This window comes from Polaribacter batillariae, from assembly GCF_017498485.1.
GTDB classification, from domain to species: Bacteria; Bacteroidota; Bacteroidia; order Flavobacteriales; family Flavobacteriaceae; genus Polaribacter; species Polaribacter batillariae.
Genome location: NZ_CP071795.1, coordinates 946,806 through 963,152, shown reverse-complemented (window position 1 = coordinate 963,152; position 16,347 = coordinate 946,806). Strand labels below are relative to the sequence as shown.

Sequence of the window (16,347 nt, the reverse complement as noted above, 5' to 3'; positions counted from 1 at the left end):
GCGACTAATAGTAAGAAATTTTTAAAAAAGTTAAATTACCTAAATACTTTAATTACAATATCTTCTAATTATCAAAAAAGGTTTCATTATTGTCAAACGCAAAAAAAACCTCCGTTTAACGAAGGTTTTCATAGGTTTAAGGGGTATTGATCTACATCTAATCGTTCCAATTTCTAATTATCGATCTTGTTAGCCAACCAGCATCTGTTAAATTATTGTCTTTCCATGAGCCAGATTCACTTGCACCCTCTTTTATTATTGACCATTCTTCTTTCTTATTGTTTACTGCCCAATTACAATGACTTATTGAATTCTCTTTACACCATGTCATCCATTTTTCAGTTTCTGGGTCTTCTTGGGTGTAGCCAAGGGCTCCCCATTCTGTTACAAACAATGCAATACCTTTATCTAATGCTTTTTTTGCTCTATCTCTTAACCATTGCTTATGATTTACAGAATAAAAATGAAGCGTGTAAGCAATATTGTTAAAACCTGTAATAGGGTTTTCTGCTGCTAAATCGACTCTCTGAGACCATTCTGGTGTGCCCACGACAATTAAGTTATCTGAATCTATAGCTCTTATAGCGCTTATAACAGATGTTGCATATGGTTTTATTGTATTTTCCCAAGAAACATCTAATGGTTCATTGTAAATTTCGTAAATGATATTGTTATATTGTCCATACAACTCTGCCATTTCTTTAAAAAATAATATTGCCTCATCTACATTGTCTTCTGCATGATGAGAATGCCAATCGATAATTACATAAATACCTTCTTTTATAGCTGCATCAACGATACGTTTTACTCTTGCTTTGTTTGAGGTTTTATCCTCTAAATACCCTCCTGCATCTTCAACCCCCATAGCAGCTCTTACAATTTTAGCAGACCAATCTAATTTTAACCAAGAAACAACAGAAGCGTTATAGAAACGAAATCCGTTCCAATTATTATTTGTCCAGAAAAAACTATTACCTGCTAAACTTATAGGTATCGAATTTTTGTTTACAATTTTATTTCCATTTACTTGTAAAAGGCCATTTTCTTGAACAATAGAAGCATATTTTTTGGTTCGTAAATTTAAGGTGTATTGTTGGTTAGATGCTTTATTTTCTGCTGTAATTACTAGTGGTATGGGTTGATTATTTACGAGGAGTTTTTCTCCTTTCTTTTTATTAGAAATAGCACCAGGCGAAGTAGTAATTGAATGAATAGCTACCTCATTAGCTCCATATGGAAGTGCTCTTTTTAAAATAATGCTATTATTTAATATTTCGCAATCGAAAATTGAATTTTTATATTCAATAGATAGGGTAAGCAAATTAGACTGGTTGGATTTATTTTCTATATCTTCTATGATTGCATCTTTAGCACAACCAGATAAGAGCGCTACAAATATCCATCCAATAATTGCAATTTTTTTATATTTCATTATTTTTAGTTTTTTTAAAGTTTATTGCAAGTTATAAAAAGAGGTTTTAGAATCTACTCTAAAACCTCTAATAAATAATCATTAATTCAAAAAAAATAATTACATTATTGGGGTTTAAAAACCCAGGTCCATCCTGTACCTCCTCCATTTGTGGGTACATAAAGAATTAATTCTGTTTCTGTTAAAGAGATAATTGTGTACTTTCCATCAGGGTTACCTCTTGGTTCTTGAGCCCCCAAGATATTACCACCAACAATTGTTAATGTTTGATTTTCTACATCTAAATTAAAACTAGATACTACAGGAGTAGCACCAGGAGAAGAAGTATATGTAAAATTTGCTCCACCATTTAAATCGAATTTCATGCTTCCTGTTGCATCTGGAGGAGGGCAACAAGTACCACCCGCATTCCACCAAGCTCCTTGCCAACCATCTGGATTGTTTGGAGCAACCATATACCACCAAAGACCACCATCACCACCTGTTCCATTAAATACCCAAGTTTTGCCTGCTGCAGTGTTTGCACTTACTAAATCGTAATAATCTTGATCTATAGGAGTATCTAAAGCATCAATTTGTACCTCAATAGTTTTAGAGAAAAACTCTGCACCTAAAGTACCATTGTAGGTAAAAGTAGATTTTCCAGGGATAGGATATACAAATTCAACTTTATCTGTAAAAGCCAATCCTAATCCGTAATCCCAATGTCCTGTAACTCCTGGAGTTACCATACTTAAAGTAATTTTATTACCTCCAGGTGTACTTTGAGTTGCCACCAATTCTACTCCTTCTATATCAGTTGAGTTTACGAGTTCGTCTCTATCTTCTATTGGAGAACAAGCTGCCATAATAATAATGACAATAAGCATCCATAGATTTTTTATTTTAAAGTTTTTCATTTCTATAATGTTTTAAATTATTTATTCCCAACCTGGGTTTTGCTTATATTTACCGTTAGATAAATTAATTTCTGTTTCTGGTATTGGCAATAACCCTTTTGTTTCTGGTCTGTAGTTTACTTTATATACTTGCTCAATTCCAGAGTTTCTAACATTAATGCTAGCATCGAAGGCAGTTGTTACGTCTCCCCATCTTACAAGATCGAACCAACGTAATCCTTCAAAAGATAGTTCGTGCACTCTTTCATTTTTTAAAGCATCTAAAGAGTATGCAATAGGAGCTAAATTAGCTCTTTGTCTAACTCTATTTAATCCATCTGCAGTTTCAGTAATTTCTGAATGCATTAATAATACATCTGCAAATCTCATTAAAATGAAATCTTGAGCATGCCATAACTGAAAATTATCAAAATCGTCGTATATATAATGGAAAAGACCTTTTAATCCATCTGGTCCGTTAAATTGCAATGGTGTATATTTTTTATTGAAGAAACCTGTTTCGTGGTCTCCTTTATCTGCTTCATACCCTTGCGTACCTTGTTCAGAATCACCTACTTCAATAATAGATCCTTTTTTTCTAGGGTCAGCATCATCCCAATTATTCCAAAGTTTAGGATTTACTGTACACCAACCCCATCCTTGACCAAATGGTTCTAATGTAGAATTGTCTCTTATTCCTTGAAAAAGACAGGCTCTATTTGTAAATTTAGGTCCTTGACCATTTCCGCCTCTACCCCATTCTGAAGTAGCATATCTTACCATAAACATAGTTTCGTTGTTGCCTGTACCATACGTTGGAGAGTGACCGTCTTGACCTACCCAAGATAAATTTTGATTTGTAGCATATGGAAAAACGTTGGCTCCTGCAGCTTCATTTATGTACGAATAAGGCCAAATATTTCTAAAATCTGGAGTTAATTGATAGCCACTATTTGAAATACAATCTTGTAAAAAATTGGCAACATCGGTTTTAGATAAGCTGCCACCTTCTGCAAGAGGTAGTTCTGAAGTAGATTGCCCTTCGATATTAGTCATGTAACCAGTGTAATATAAATATACTCTGCCTAAATATGCTTCTGCAACCCATTTATTTGCATGACCATACCTAGAAGTTGGAATGTTTAATTGATTAACTGTAGGAAAATTTTCGATTGCCTTCTTTAAATCTGAAGAGATTTGCGCAAAAGTATCTGTTATAGATGCTCTTGGAACATCTCTAGCATCGTTGATTTTTAAAATTAAAGGCATGCCTCCAAAGAATTTTGCGGCTCTGAAATATAAAAAAGCTCTCATAAAATAGGCTTCAGCAAGAGTTTCTGATTTAAATTTACTTGCTTCAGCTGGGCTATCGAAAAATGTATTAAATTCAATTTCGCTTACTTTTTCTATTATTGCGTTGGCTCTAGTGATACCATTGTAGGTAACTTTCCATAATTCGGCATAAGTATCTATTGCAGGGTCTAAAAAATTATCTACATTTTTAGCGTGTTGATCTCCTGCACCACCACCACCTAACATCATGTCTGATAGTAAATTAGAGGTAATATGCTCGTTACTAAGAGGAGATACTGTAAAAAGAGAATGGTAAACACCTGCTATTGCATCTTTAATGTCTTGAGGTGTTTTATAAAAGTTGTCTATATCTTTTTCATATAGATTTTTTGTGTCTAAATAATCTGAATCGCAACTTGTTGCTGTAATGAGAAGTATTAGCGATATATAAATTAATTTTTTCATTTTATATTTTTTAAATTAAAAGTCTAAGTTTAAACCAAATATTACTGTTCTAGGTAATGGATATAAACCTAAATCGACACCAGAAGCCCAATTTGTTCCGCCACCATAACCAACTTCTGGATCCATACCATTATAGTTTGTAAAAGTGTACAAATTGTTAACAGAAGCATAGATTTTGATTTTCGATGCAAAGTTTACATTTTTTAAATATTGATCTAAATTTACTCCAATAGTTAAATTGTTAATTCTCAAATAATCTGCATTGTGCATAAAAATATCTGATACAAAAGAGGTATTTCTATGAGCGCTAGCGCCTAAACGAGGTATTTTGTTTGAAGTTCCTTCACCGTGCCAACGTCCAAAAATTTCGGTTGTATAGTTTTCATATATTCTATCTACAAAAGAACGGTACGATTTCATTACTTGCATACCAAATTTACCAGCCATAGTTACATTGGCATAAAATCCTTTGTATTCTGCATTTAGTTGAACACCTAATTCAAAATCTGGGTGTGGATTTCCTAACATTACTTTATCTTTATCATCGATAACCCCATCTTGATTTTGATCTACAAAACGTACATCTCCAGGACGTTGGTCTGCAAAATAAGGGTCTCCATTTGGAGTTACGTAAGCATCAACTTCATCTTGATTTTGTAAAATACCATCTGCTTTAAATCCGTAGAAATATCCTATTGGCAAACCAACAGATGCTCTAGAAATAGATGCAGTTCCTTGCGAAAGTACATTTGAAAGACCGTTAAAAACACCATCTGCATTTGCAATTCTAGTAATTTTATTTTTATTAAAAGCGCCACTAATGGTTGCTCCGTATTTAACGTTACCAATATTGTCGTCCCAGTTTAAAACAAACTCAACACCAGAGTTTTCGATATCGCCTCCATTAATTATAGGAGCTTCTGCACCTGCTGTACCTAATACTTGTGCTTGTACAAGCCAATCTTTAGTTGTTTTTTTATACCAATCTAAAGACAGCCCTAGTTTTGAATCGAATAGCCTAGTGTCTATTCCAAAATTTAATTGTTCAGAAGTTTCCCACTTAATATCTGGATTGGGTACTCTTGCAGGAAATGCTGCATCAACAGAAACGGGTTTAGAGTCTCCAAAATAATATCCAATATCTTCGGAATACTCAATTGTAGAGCTATAAATAAAGTTATTAACAGATTGGTTTCCATTTTGCCCCCAACTCGCTCTTACTTTAGCGTAATCTAAAAAGCTAGAAGTTGTGCTCATAAACTCTTCGTCTGATATTACCCAACCTGCAGAGAATGAAGGGAAATATCCCCATCTATTATTTTTTGAAAAGTTCGACGAACCATCTGCACGCATTATTGCAGTAAATAAATATTTTTCTTTGTAATTGTATTGAGCTCTGCCAAAGTAAGACAGTAAACCACCACCACCAGCAAAAGCATCTTTACCATTTGTACTAATATTACTCAAATTATCGATTGTTCCAAAATTATCTAAATATGCAAATTCTGGATCTCCAAAAATAGATCCTGATTTTCTACCACTAACATTTACATTTAATTTATTTTTAAAGACTTCTACACCTAATAATCCATCAATAGTATGGTTTCCAAAAGAATGTTTATAAGATGCTGTATTGGTAAATGTTATATTGGTTCCTTGATATTGACTTTGAGAAACAGCATCTTTTGTGTTTAAGTATTTTAAACCAAGAGCAAATACTGGCGAATAAGATCTTGAATGCCCAAACCAAGAATCGAAACCGAAAACCGATTTAAATTTTAAGTTTTTTATGGGCTCTAATTCTGTATAAACATTTCCAACAATTTTGTTGTTCTGATTTCCTAAATTATTAAAATTGTGTCTATAAAACAAAACACCTAAAGGGTTGTGTTGGTTGTCTGCAATACCATTTAAAGTAGGTGTAAAACCATATTCGTTTACATTATTATCTATAGAAGGTTGCCAATATGCTGGCATTAATGGATTTTGCACTAAAGCATTGTGTAAATCATTATAATAAATATTGCCAGTTGCTACATTTCTATTATCTGTATTGGTGTAGGTAAGATTTTGTCCAAGCGTTAAGATATTATGTTTGTCGTTTTTTCTTAACACAAATTCTGTATTTAATCTTGCTGTTAATCTTTTAAAACCTGCATTAGTAATATGGTTTCCTATTAAACCTTCTTGGTTAAAATAAGAGATACCTAGAGAGTACACATTGTTTTCACCACCTCCAGTAATATTAAGAGTATGACTAGTAATTGCAGCGTTTTTTGAAGTAATTTCATCGAACCAATTGGTTCCTTTGCCTCCATTTTGTATGTTGTTCCAAATTTCAGTACCTAATTGATCTCCTAAATTGCCTGGGTAATTATCGTTTAACCAGCTATTGTTTTTTACCATAGCTTCCCAATTATTAAGTGCTTTACCATCGTTTGCAAAACCTTCGTCAATAATATACATGTATTCTTGTGCATTTAAAGGTGTGGCACTTTTATAAATATTTTGAATACCGTAATAAGAATTGAAAGATATTTTTGCAGCTGTATTTTTTCTACCTTTAACTGTTGTTACTAAAATAACACCATTTGCAGCTCTAGAACCGTAAATTGCTGCAGAAGCTGCATCTTTTAAAACATCTAAAGATTGTATGTCTGATGCATTTAAGTAGTCTATATTACCAACCGCAATACCATCTACTATATACAAAGGGTTCGAGTTACCATTGGTACCTAAACCACGAATTGTAACTTTAGTTCCTGCTCCTGGTTGCCCATTGTTTCTTGTAATATTTACACCTGGGGCTATACCCTGCAAGCCTTCAATAGGAGAGGCTGTGTTTAATTCTTCTAATACAGCGCCTTTTAAATTTACATTAGAACCCGTAACTAACCCTTTTTTTTGTGTACCATAACCAACAACTATTATTTCGTCTAAAACTTCTTGAGAATCTAATAAAGTTACATCGATTGTCGTTTTATCTCCAACAAGAATAATTTGCTCTTTCATTCCTATGTAAGAAAACATTAATTTATCTGTTGTTTTTACATTTTTTAAAGAAAATTTTCCGTCAAAATCTGTATTGGTTCCTCTAGTTTCTCCTAGTATAGACACTGAAACTCCAGGGATGGGAGATCCAGTAACATCTTTTACGAGACCAGTAATTGTTTTCTCTTGAGAAAAAGCATTGTGCATGCAGAGAAAAAGACATGCAGTAATTAAGAGTTTAAATTTTACCATTGTGTATAGAATTGGTTATTAAAAAGTTAGACCCTTATAGAAAGTTATTAAAAACAATTACAAACAAAACAATTATTAACCCGATAACCAGAATTTCGGTAATAAGTTTAGCGTGTGAATTATTTTTTTTCATTCTCTATAAATGTTACTCAAATTTAGGCAAGAATGTATTTTGTTAATATCAAATTAATACCAGAAGCTAAAACATTTTAAACCAAACAAGAGAATAGCACTCCAATACAACATTTGTTGTATTGGAGTGCTACATGTTTTTCACTAATACTATTTATGATTTGAAATAAACGTATAAAATGCTATTTTTTTATTTCGATTTCTGAAGGTAAGACACCAAAATGAGCTTTAAAACACTTTGCAAAATATGAAGGCGAAGAAAAGCCAACATTATAACAAGCTTCACTAATATTTGCAGACCCATTTTCTAAAATATGTTTGGCTCTTTCTAATCGAATTCTTCTTAAAAACTCGTTAACTGTTTGTCCTGTTAGTGCTTTTATTTTTCTATAAAGTTGGCTTCTGCTAAGATTTAATAACGAAGCTAGTTCTTCTACACTTAAGTTAGGATTACTAATATTTTTATTGATGTTTTTAAGTAGGTTTTCTATAAATTCTTTGTCTATAGAAGTCGCATTAACTGAATTTTCTGAGCCACTAATGGCACCAAAATATTTTTCGAAGATTAGTTCTCTACTTTTTATTAATTGAGATAAACGAAGTTTTAATAATTTTAAATCAAATGGTTTTACCATGTAGGCATCTGCACCAGTTTCAATTCCTTCGATTCTATTTTCTATAGTAGCTTTTGCAGTGAGCATTAACAAGGGTATATGACTTGTTGATGGGTTGTCTTTAACCATTTTACAAAACTCAAAACCATCCATTTCTGGCATAATAACATCTGTAATAATAACATCTGGGTAAGCTTGTTTTACAACATTTAAACCTTCTTTACCATTGCTTGCTAAAAATACTTTGTATTGTTTGCTTAATTCTGTTTTTAAATATTCTTTTAATTCTAAGTTGTCTTCTATAATTAAAATTTTGTATAATTTCTTTGGTTCGCTTTTAATTGTTTTTTCTTCTGATAGTTCAATTTTTCCGGTTGGTAAATACTCGCTACTTCTTATTTCGAAGTCTTCATTACCTATTGCAATTTCTTCTGATTTAAAATGATTATTGCCTTCTGGTAATTTAATTTTAAATGTAGTTCCTTCTCCTAGTTTTGTGTCTAAATCTATTTTGCCTTTATGAAGGTGCACAAAATTTTGTACTACTTCTAAACCAATACCTGTACCACCAATATAAGATTCGTTTTGTCTTTCTACTTGATAAAAACGTTCAAAAATTTTTTCTTTTTGGTCACTTGGCATTCCTAAACCAGTATCTGATATTTTTATTTCAATAATTTTTACTGGCGAATTTTTATCGACCAAAGGAAGTAAATGTAGTTTGTCACTAGATTCTAGTACAACACTTATTGTACCGCCTTTAGTAGTTACTTTTATGGCGTTAGAGAGGAGGTTGAAAATTATTTTTTCTAACATTTTAGCATCGCCCCAAACAACAATATCACTAACATCTGCATCTAAACTTAAGAGAATATTTTTGCTACTGGCTTCTTCTTCGAAATAACTAATGATATTTTTTGTAAAGTCGATAAGATGAATTTTTTGAGCTCTAACATTCATTTTATTTAGCTCAAGTTTTCTAAGATCCATTAATTCATTAATTAATCTATACAGCCTATCTGTATTTTTGTAAATGATTGCAAGTTTATTTTTTATTGTAGCTGGAAGCTCGAATTCTTTAGAGTTAATAATGTCTTTTAAAGGGTTTATAATTAAGGTTAGAGGTGTTCTAAATTCGTGCGAAATGTTTGTAAAAAATTGAATCTTTTTTTTGTTTAAATCGTCTTTTTGTTGTTGTTGAATTCTCTCTGTATTGAGTATTTCTCTTTCGTTAATTCTTTTTTGGGTAAGATAATTTAGTAGGTACAAACAAAGCGCAAAAAATAACATGTAGCTAATAATCGCAATTTTACTTTTCCACCAAGGTGGAAGAACTGTAATTATTAAACTTAATGGTTCTTTATTCCACACACCATCGTTATTGGCAGCCATTAACTTAAAAACATAATTTCCATTATCTAAATTCGTGTAAGTTGCACTTCTCTTGTTGCCAACATAGTTCCAAGTATTTTCATATCCTTCTAAATAATAAGCGTAACTATTTTTCTCTGGTCTTGTAAAATTAATTCCTGAATATTCTATGGTAAAAACAGATTGATTATGGGTTAAACTAATACTATCTGTTGCAGAAATAACTTTTACAAGTGGAGAATTTACTTCTAAAGGATGTGTTTTCTCGTTAAATAATTTAAACTGTTTTAAGTAAATAATAGGGGCTTTTTTATTAACCTTTAACTCTGTAGGTTTAAAATAATCTACCCCTTTAAAATTACCAAAATAAAGCACTCCTTTATCGTCTTTAAAAACTGAGCCAAAATTAAAATCGTTAGACAATAAACCATCGTTATAGGTAAAATTTCTATACTGAGATTTTTCTAAATTAATTTTGGTTAAACCAGAATTACCACTTACCCATAAAAAACCTTGATTGTCTTCTATAATGGCGGCTACGTTTTCTTCTAATAAACCTGTAGATTTATTGTACCAAGTAAAAGCATCTGTTTTTTTATCGTACATACACAATCCTGCTCCTCTGGTGCCTATCCAAATTTTATTATTTGAACATTCGTAGATAGATAATATATGGTTTGCATTTGAAGGGTTGTTGTATTTCTCAATCATTTTATTTCCCATAAAACGAATGTCGAAACTTCCATCATTTTTTTCTTTTAATTTGTACAAGCCAATGGGGGTGCCTATCCAAATTATATTTTCTGAATCAATAAAAATTTTTCTGATGTCTGGAGAATCGAATCCTGCAGCAATAAATTCTCCATAATTATATCTTTTAAAAGTTTTTGTTTTAGGATTATAAGAGTGTAAACCGTTATTAAAAGCACCAATCCAAATAATACCTTTATGGTCTTCTGCGATACTTAAAATAATATTAGAGGCTAATTTTCCATTTGTATTTTCTTTATTAAAATTAACAAAAGAACGTTCTCCTTTTTTTAAAAAATACAAGCCTTTTTGCCAACTACCTGCCCAAATATTTTCTTTAGAATCTATAAATAAAACTTCTATATAATCAGACGTAAGGCCTGTGTAATTCGAAGTATCTGTTGAGTTAATGTGTGTAAAACTGGCTTTTTGTGGGTCGTAAATATCTATTCCACCTCCATCTGTAGCCAACCACAACTTACCAGAACGATCTTTTTCTACGCTCATTACAGAACCCGCTTTTAAAGAATTATTTGTATTAGGCAAGTTTTTAATATGATGAAATTTGTCGTACAAATCATCACTAACAGCAACACCACTATTGTAATAGCCCATCCAAATTCTCCCTTCTATATCTACAAAAAGTGCCCAAATGGAGTTGTGAAGAATTGTACTTTCTTCAGATTTACTGGCTACGTAATTTTTAATAACTTCGCCATTATTTTTGATATGAAAAAGACCGTCGTTTTCTGTGCCAATTAAGATGGTTTTATTAGGTAGCTCTTTAATAGTCATTATTTTTTTAGTAGTGAAATAAAAGTTTTCGATATTTTCGATATGATTGTTGCTATCGTTACTTAATTTACACTTATAAACGCCTTTATTGTTTTGTGCTCCTATCCACAAATAATTATCGCTTAAAAACATGGTTTCAATAGGAATGTCAAAAAAATCCATTTCTGCAACAAATAATTTCGAATCTATTAACCTGTTGTTAATTAAATCGATTTCTTTTAGGCCGAAATTTGTCGCTACAAAAGTTTTTCCTTGTTTGGTGTATTTTATGTTTTTAATATGAATTTCTTCATAAGTATCTGATATAGAAGATTCTAATATTTTATTTGTTTTAAGGCTATTTATATTAAGAGTGTATAAGCCCAAACCAATTGTACCAACCAATAAATTCTGGTTGGCATCTTCTTCTAGAGATAAAATATGTTCGTTATCAATTTTACGATTGGCTTCATCTAAAACAACTCTTGTAAATTCATCTAAATCTCTATTATAAAAACACAAACCATTCTCTGTACCTACCCATAACCTTTCATTACTATCTATAAAAACAGCCACAATTCTACTACTACTTAACGAAGTGGTATCTTGCAATTCGTGTTTGTAATTGGTGTAATCGATACCATCGAATTTATATAAGCCTGTTCCTCTAGTGCCAATCCAAATAAAACCAAATTTGTCTTGAATTATACAAGAAACACCTACCTTAGAAATGCCTTCTTTAATACTTACAAACTGAAATTCTTGCTTAGATTCTTGGCTACAAATTAAATTTGATACAAAAAGCAAAACACCAATACAAAAAGAAGATACTTTAAATCTCATAAAAACACATAAGTTAAATTATTATAGCCAATTGTTTTTTAATACTATTAACTGTGAAGATTTTTATTTTACCAAATAAATATCTCAAAAGATTTAAAAAAATAACGATTTTATAAAATTAGAATTCAGATTTCCAGGTGTTTAATTCTTTTAGTAATTGAGCCACTAACTGAGGCTTTTCTTTCGATAAATCGTTACTTTCTGATGGATCTTTTGCCATATCATACAATTCTACACGTTTTTCTTTGTACCAATGAATCAACTTATAATTGCCTTTTCTTATGGCAGACGATTTGGTGTCGCCCGTACTTACTGGTCTTGCTTTAGATGAATGCCAAAAGACAGTTCTATTGTTCCACTTTTCTTTATTTTTTAAAATAGGAAGAAAACTTTTTCCGTTAGTTTTTAAGTCTTTTTGCGATGTGATGTCTAATATTGTTGGAAATACATCCATTAACATTACTAAAGATTCGTTGTCTTTTTTGGGCTGAAAATGATTTGCCCATTTTACAAATAATGGTACTTTAATACCGCCATCATACAACCAGCCTTTTCCTGCTCTTAATGGAAAGTTAGAGGTGGCTAAATCGCGTTTTCTGGTTCCGTCGTTAGATAAACCTCCATGGTCAGATGAGAACACGATAATCGTGTTTTTATCAATATCTAAATCTTTCAGCAACTTCAAAAGTTTACCTACATTTTCATCCATCGTTTCCACCATTGCAGCATAAGTTGGATGATTTTGTCGCATTTTAGTTCTTCCAGTTCCTTCTTTTATAAATTCGGGCTGATTTCCAAAATCGAAATTTTTAATTTCCTCTTTATTTCTTGCAATGTCTTTTTCTTTTGCTTCTAATGGTTGATGTACTGCATAGAAAGAAAACATGGCCATAAAGGGTTTGTTTTTATCTACGTTTTTAATGTATTTGGCAACATTGTCTGTCATTACATCCATTAAATAATCACCTTCTTTACTTACCTTATCTACATCTGGAATGGGCGATTTTTTAGACTTACCATTCCCTTTTTTTGCTACATTAAAAGGATATAAAAAACTAATTGGCGAACCTGCATGACCTGCAGCAAAGCTATAATCATACCCAAATTTTTTCAAACTATTTTTATCTCCTAAATGCCATTTGCCAAAATAGGCGGTTTGATAGCCCGCATTTTTAATATTTTTCACAAAGTTTTTATTATCTGAAATGGTATTCATTTTAAAGCCATCATCTGGTACATTGCCATTTTTAATTGGATAATTTCCAGTCATCATTGCATACCTAGAAGGTACACATCTTGGGTAGTTTGCATACGCATTATTAAAAACAACAGCTTCAGAGGCTAATTTATCTAAATGAGGGGTTTGATAAATTTTAGAACCATTTACACTTAAATCATGAAAACCTAAATCATCTACATGAATAATTAAAATATTCGGTTTTTTTGTAGAAATTGTTGTTTCTGATGTTTTATTTTTTGAAGTAGCAATTTTAGATTTGCAAGAAAATGCAAGTGAAATTGATACGATAACTATAAAAAAATTAATTGTTTTCATGGAAATATATAATGGTCGGTTTATTTTTTATTAGGTTGAAGTGTGCCTTTAATGACTTCGTAGGCTGGTGTAGGTTCAAGATGCTCATCATAAATAGATTGAAAATATCCTTTTCCTTTTCTAAAACGAACCCCTAAATCCCAAAGGTTTAAAGACACAAAGCCATTTTTACTTTTAGATAGTAAAAGGTCTATAATTTTTTGATATATTTTTGCCTGAATTTCTCTCTCTACTTTTATGTTTTTAAGATTGTTTTCTTTGATTAAATAATCTAATTCGGTTACATGAAATTCTAAATTATTTTGATGCGCCCAATCTATTAAGTTGCCTAGTTTTAGTAAGGTTTTATCGATATTATCTACAAAATCTTCTCTGCTAGCGCCTAATAAAAGATGCGCCTGCCAACCCAAACCATCGACTCTATAGCCCTTAGATTTTAAGTATAAGATTGCTTTTTTTACTTTATGCCACATTACATCGTTCATGCCAGCGTTTTGGTTGTAAACCAATTTAATATTAGGTGCATGTTTTGTAGCAATTTCGAAAGCTTTTAAGATGTATAGCGGAAAATCGTTTTCATCTAAACCAATGGCTAACCAAGGGTTTTCCCATTTGTCTTTTCCTGGTTTTGGGCCATGCCATTTTCCGTTAGCAAGTACTGTTTCGTTTACAACATCCATCCAAATTACATTTGGGTGATTGTTGTATTTTTTTGCAAAAGCTGTAGCAAATTCTATTAAATTTGTTTCTAGTTCTTGTGGTGTTCTATCATCATCTTTCGCCCACCAAGAAGCTTGCGGACTTATAGGACCATGTAATCTTACAGCAATTTTATTTTTTTCTGCAAACTTTAAAAATGCGGCTGTATTGTTCCAATTCCAAATGTTTGGAGAGGGATGAATAATGTGTTGTTTGGCAGCATTTGCAGGAGTTAAATATTTAAAGTCTTTTAAAAATAAGGTTTCTTTTTTTGTGTTTAACTCTCTATAATTTAGGGTTGCACCTACTAAAATGGTATTGGTTTTAAATTTTTTATAATCAATCTTTTGTATGCCCTTTGTTTTTGATTGTGCAATTTTTTTAGTAGCGCAAGAAGTTATCATAAAAAGTACAGAAATAAAGATTGGTCGCATTAAAAACGGGCTAGGTCTTTCCAATTTAATTTCAAAATTATTTTTAAATTGAATCGTGATCATTTATTTTCAATTAGTTTTAAAATGATGAGATAGTGGTAACAAAAATTTAGAGTTTATAAAAAGTTTGTTTTTTATAATTTATTTAAAATGAAATAATTTCTCGAATTACGAAAGGCTTTATTTCTAGATTAATTGGAAAAAAAAAGCGACAATTGGTGTTGTCGCTCTTGTTCAACAATTATTAATTTACTTCGTTAAATGCGATTTTAATTTGCTTTTTAACAATTTAACGGTTGCTGCATATGCAGGGTCTTTAACATGATTTTTTGTTTCTAAAGGATCTTTTTGGTAGTCGTATAATTCGTATCCAGCAATTTTAGACGAGTTGTAATCGTTGTAACTTCTGTAGTTATTATCGTGCCATTCTGTATAACGATATCTTTCTGTTCTTATAGAATAGCCCATTTTAGGACCTCTTTTATATTGATGATATGCATAATCCATATCAATATTTGTAGAGTTATCACTATCTAAAAGAGGCACTAAAGATTTTCCATCGGTTTGTGAGTGTTGTGGCACACCCGCTAAATCGAAAATAGTTGGAAACAAATCTACTAAATTTACAGGATGATGCGATTTTTGATTTTTTGCAACTCCAGGACCTGCAAACATAAAAGGAATTCTAGTTGCTTGCTCGAAATTAGAATGTTTACACCATTCTGTATGATCGCCTAAATGAAAACCATGGTCTCCCCAAAGTACAATTATAGTATCGTCTAAAATATTTCTTTTTTCTAATTCGTCTAAAAGTTTCCCTATTTGAGCATCTATATAAGAGACACAAGCCATATAACCATGTATTAATTCACGTTGTTTTGCTTCAGGAACTTTATCGCCAATATTTAATTTACTATCAATGTCAGAAAAAGCTCTTAACTCGCCAAAAGAGTGGTATGCAAATTTTGGAGTTCCTTCTGATAATTGTTGAAAAGGAGCCAATTTAATTTGATCTCTATCATATAAATCCCAATATTTTTTGGGAGCTACAAAAGGTAAATGTGGTTTTTGGTACCCTACAGCTAAAAACCAAGGTTTGTTGCCTGCTTCTAAAGTATTTAATTGTTTTAATGCGGTTTGTGTAAATAAACCATCGTTATAAGCTTCGTCACTTACATCTGCACTTTCTGTACTTGGTTTGTGTTTTTTTAGCACATAGCCACGTGTTTTCCATTTTTTAATGCCTTTACTTATAGCTTCTTTTGTAAGCTTTTCCATTTTTGCTTTAGTCTCTGGATCTTGATAATATGCATAGGCTGGCTCACCATATTTTGGGTCGTAGTTTTTAGGCATCACATGAGGTATGCTCCATGTTTTTGCATCATGACCATCTGCAGCAGAAGGAATATGATAAATTTTTCCAGTTCCTGTACTTTCATAACCTTGAGAAATTAAATATTCTGGCATCGAAACCAAATTGGGTGCAGATTCTCTAAAATCTGTATGCAAATCCCACACTTCGTTAGTATCTGGATTTGTACCAGTCATAACACTCGCTCTAGAAGCTCCGCAAACGGCATATTGTACATGAGCATTTGTAAAAGTCATACCCATTTTTGCGAGTCTATCAAAATTTGGGGTTTTCATTTGAGATTCTCCGTAGTTAGAGAGCAATGGTTTTAAATCGTCTATAGCAATAAAAAGTATATTCTTTTTATCGGTATTAGAAACAATTTCTTTTTTTGTGGTGATTTTTACACTCTTTTGCGCCTTACAAGCAAAAATTACTAAGGTGGTAAAAGCTATTAATTTTATATACTTTGTTTTCATTTTATTGTTTTTTTTGACTTTAAATACATTGTTG

General features: G+C 31.6%; 8 protein-coding genes. All 8 read right to left on the bottom strand.

Annotated features, from left to right (window positions below):
- Window positions 1-157: 157 nt before the first annotated feature.
- The 8 genes from JL193_RS04210 to JL193_RS04175 all read right to left on the bottom strand — a co-directional run bounded on the left by JL193_RS04210 (window position 158) and on the right by JL193_RS04175 (window position 16,313).
- Window positions 158-1,432, bottom strand: a complete 1,275-nt coding sequence (locus JL193_RS04210) for a glycoside hydrolase family 5 protein (RefSeq protein WP_207972630.1) — start codon at window positions 1,430-1,432, stop codon at window positions 158-160.
- 104 nt (window positions 1,433-1,536) lie between these two features.
- Window positions 1,537-2,331 (bottom strand): hypothetical protein, encoded by a 795-nt coding sequence (locus tag JL193_RS04205; RefSeq protein WP_207972629.1) that lies wholly within the window; start codon window positions 2,329-2,331, stop codon window positions 1,537-1,539.
- 21 nt (window positions 2,332-2,352) lie between these two features.
- Complete coding sequence (locus JL193_RS04200) at window positions 2,353-4,068, bottom strand: RagB/SusD family nutrient uptake outer membrane protein (RefSeq protein WP_207972628.1); 1,716 nt, start codon at window positions 4,066-4,068, stop codon at window positions 2,353-2,355.
- Between the two features lie 15 nt (window positions 4,069-4,083).
- Window positions 4,084-7,311 (bottom strand): SusC/RagA family TonB-linked outer membrane protein, encoded by a 3,228-nt coding sequence (locus JL193_RS04195; RefSeq protein ID WP_207972627.1) that lies wholly within the window; start codon window positions 7,309-7,311, stop codon window positions 4,084-4,086.
- Window positions 7,312-7,625: 314 nt separating this feature from the next.
- Entirely contained in the window at window positions 7,626-11,795 is a 4,170-nt protein-coding gene (locus JL193_RS04190) for a hybrid sensor histidine kinase/response regulator transcription factor (RefSeq protein ID WP_207972626.1), read from the bottom strand.
- A 118-nt stretch (window positions 11,796-11,913) separates the two neighbouring features.
- Window positions 11,914-13,350, bottom strand: a complete 1,437-nt coding sequence (locus tag JL193_RS04185) for a sulfatase (protein ID WP_207972625.1) — start codon at window positions 13,348-13,350, stop codon at window positions 11,914-11,916.
- Window positions 13,351-13,370: 20 nt separating this feature from the next.
- A complete protein-coding gene (locus JL193_RS04180; RefSeq protein WP_207972624.1) occupies window positions 13,371-14,546 on the bottom strand; it encodes an endo-1,4-beta-xylanase in 1,176 nt (391 codons plus the stop codon).
- Between the two features lie 186 nt (window positions 14,547-14,732).
- Window positions 14,733-16,313: a sulfatase gene (locus JL193_RS04175; protein ID WP_207972623.1), complete on the bottom strand. Its 1,581-nt coding sequence runs from the start codon at window positions 16,311-16,313 to the stop codon at window positions 14,733-14,735.
- Window positions 16,314-16,347 lie beyond the last annotated feature (34 nt).

Excerpts from the sequence above, each read along its gene's own strand:
- JL193_RS04205 (WP_207972629.1), bottom strand. The coding sequence starts at position 2,331 with ATGAAAAACTTTAAAATAAAAAATCTATGGATGCTTATTGTCATTATT.
- JL193_RS04175 (WP_207972623.1), bottom strand. The coding sequence starts at position 16,313 with ATGAAAACAAAGTATATAAAATTAATAGCTTTTACCACCTTAGTAATT.
- JL193_RS04185 (WP_207972625.1), bottom strand. The coding sequence starts at position 13,350 with ATGAAAACAATTAATTTTTTTATAGTTATCGTATCAATTTCACTTGCA.
- JL193_RS04210 (WP_207972630.1), bottom strand. The coding sequence starts at position 1,432 with ATGAAATATAAAAAAATTGCAATTATTGGATGGATATTTGTAGCGCTC.
- JL193_RS04180 (WP_207972624.1), bottom strand. The coding sequence starts at position 14,546 with ATGATCACGATTCAATTTAAAAATAATTTTGAAATTAAATTGGAAAGA.
- JL193_RS04195 (WP_207972627.1), bottom strand. The coding sequence starts at position 7,311 with ATGGTAAAATTTAAACTCTTAATTACTGCATGTCTTTTTCTCTGCATG.
- JL193_RS04200 (WP_207972628.1), bottom strand. The coding sequence starts at position 4,068 with ATGAAAAAATTAATTTATATATCGCTAATACTTCTCATTACAGCAACA.
- JL193_RS04190 (WP_207972626.1), bottom strand. The coding sequence starts at position 11,795 with ATGAGATTTAAAGTATCTTCTTTTTGTATTGGTGTTTTGCTTTTTGTA.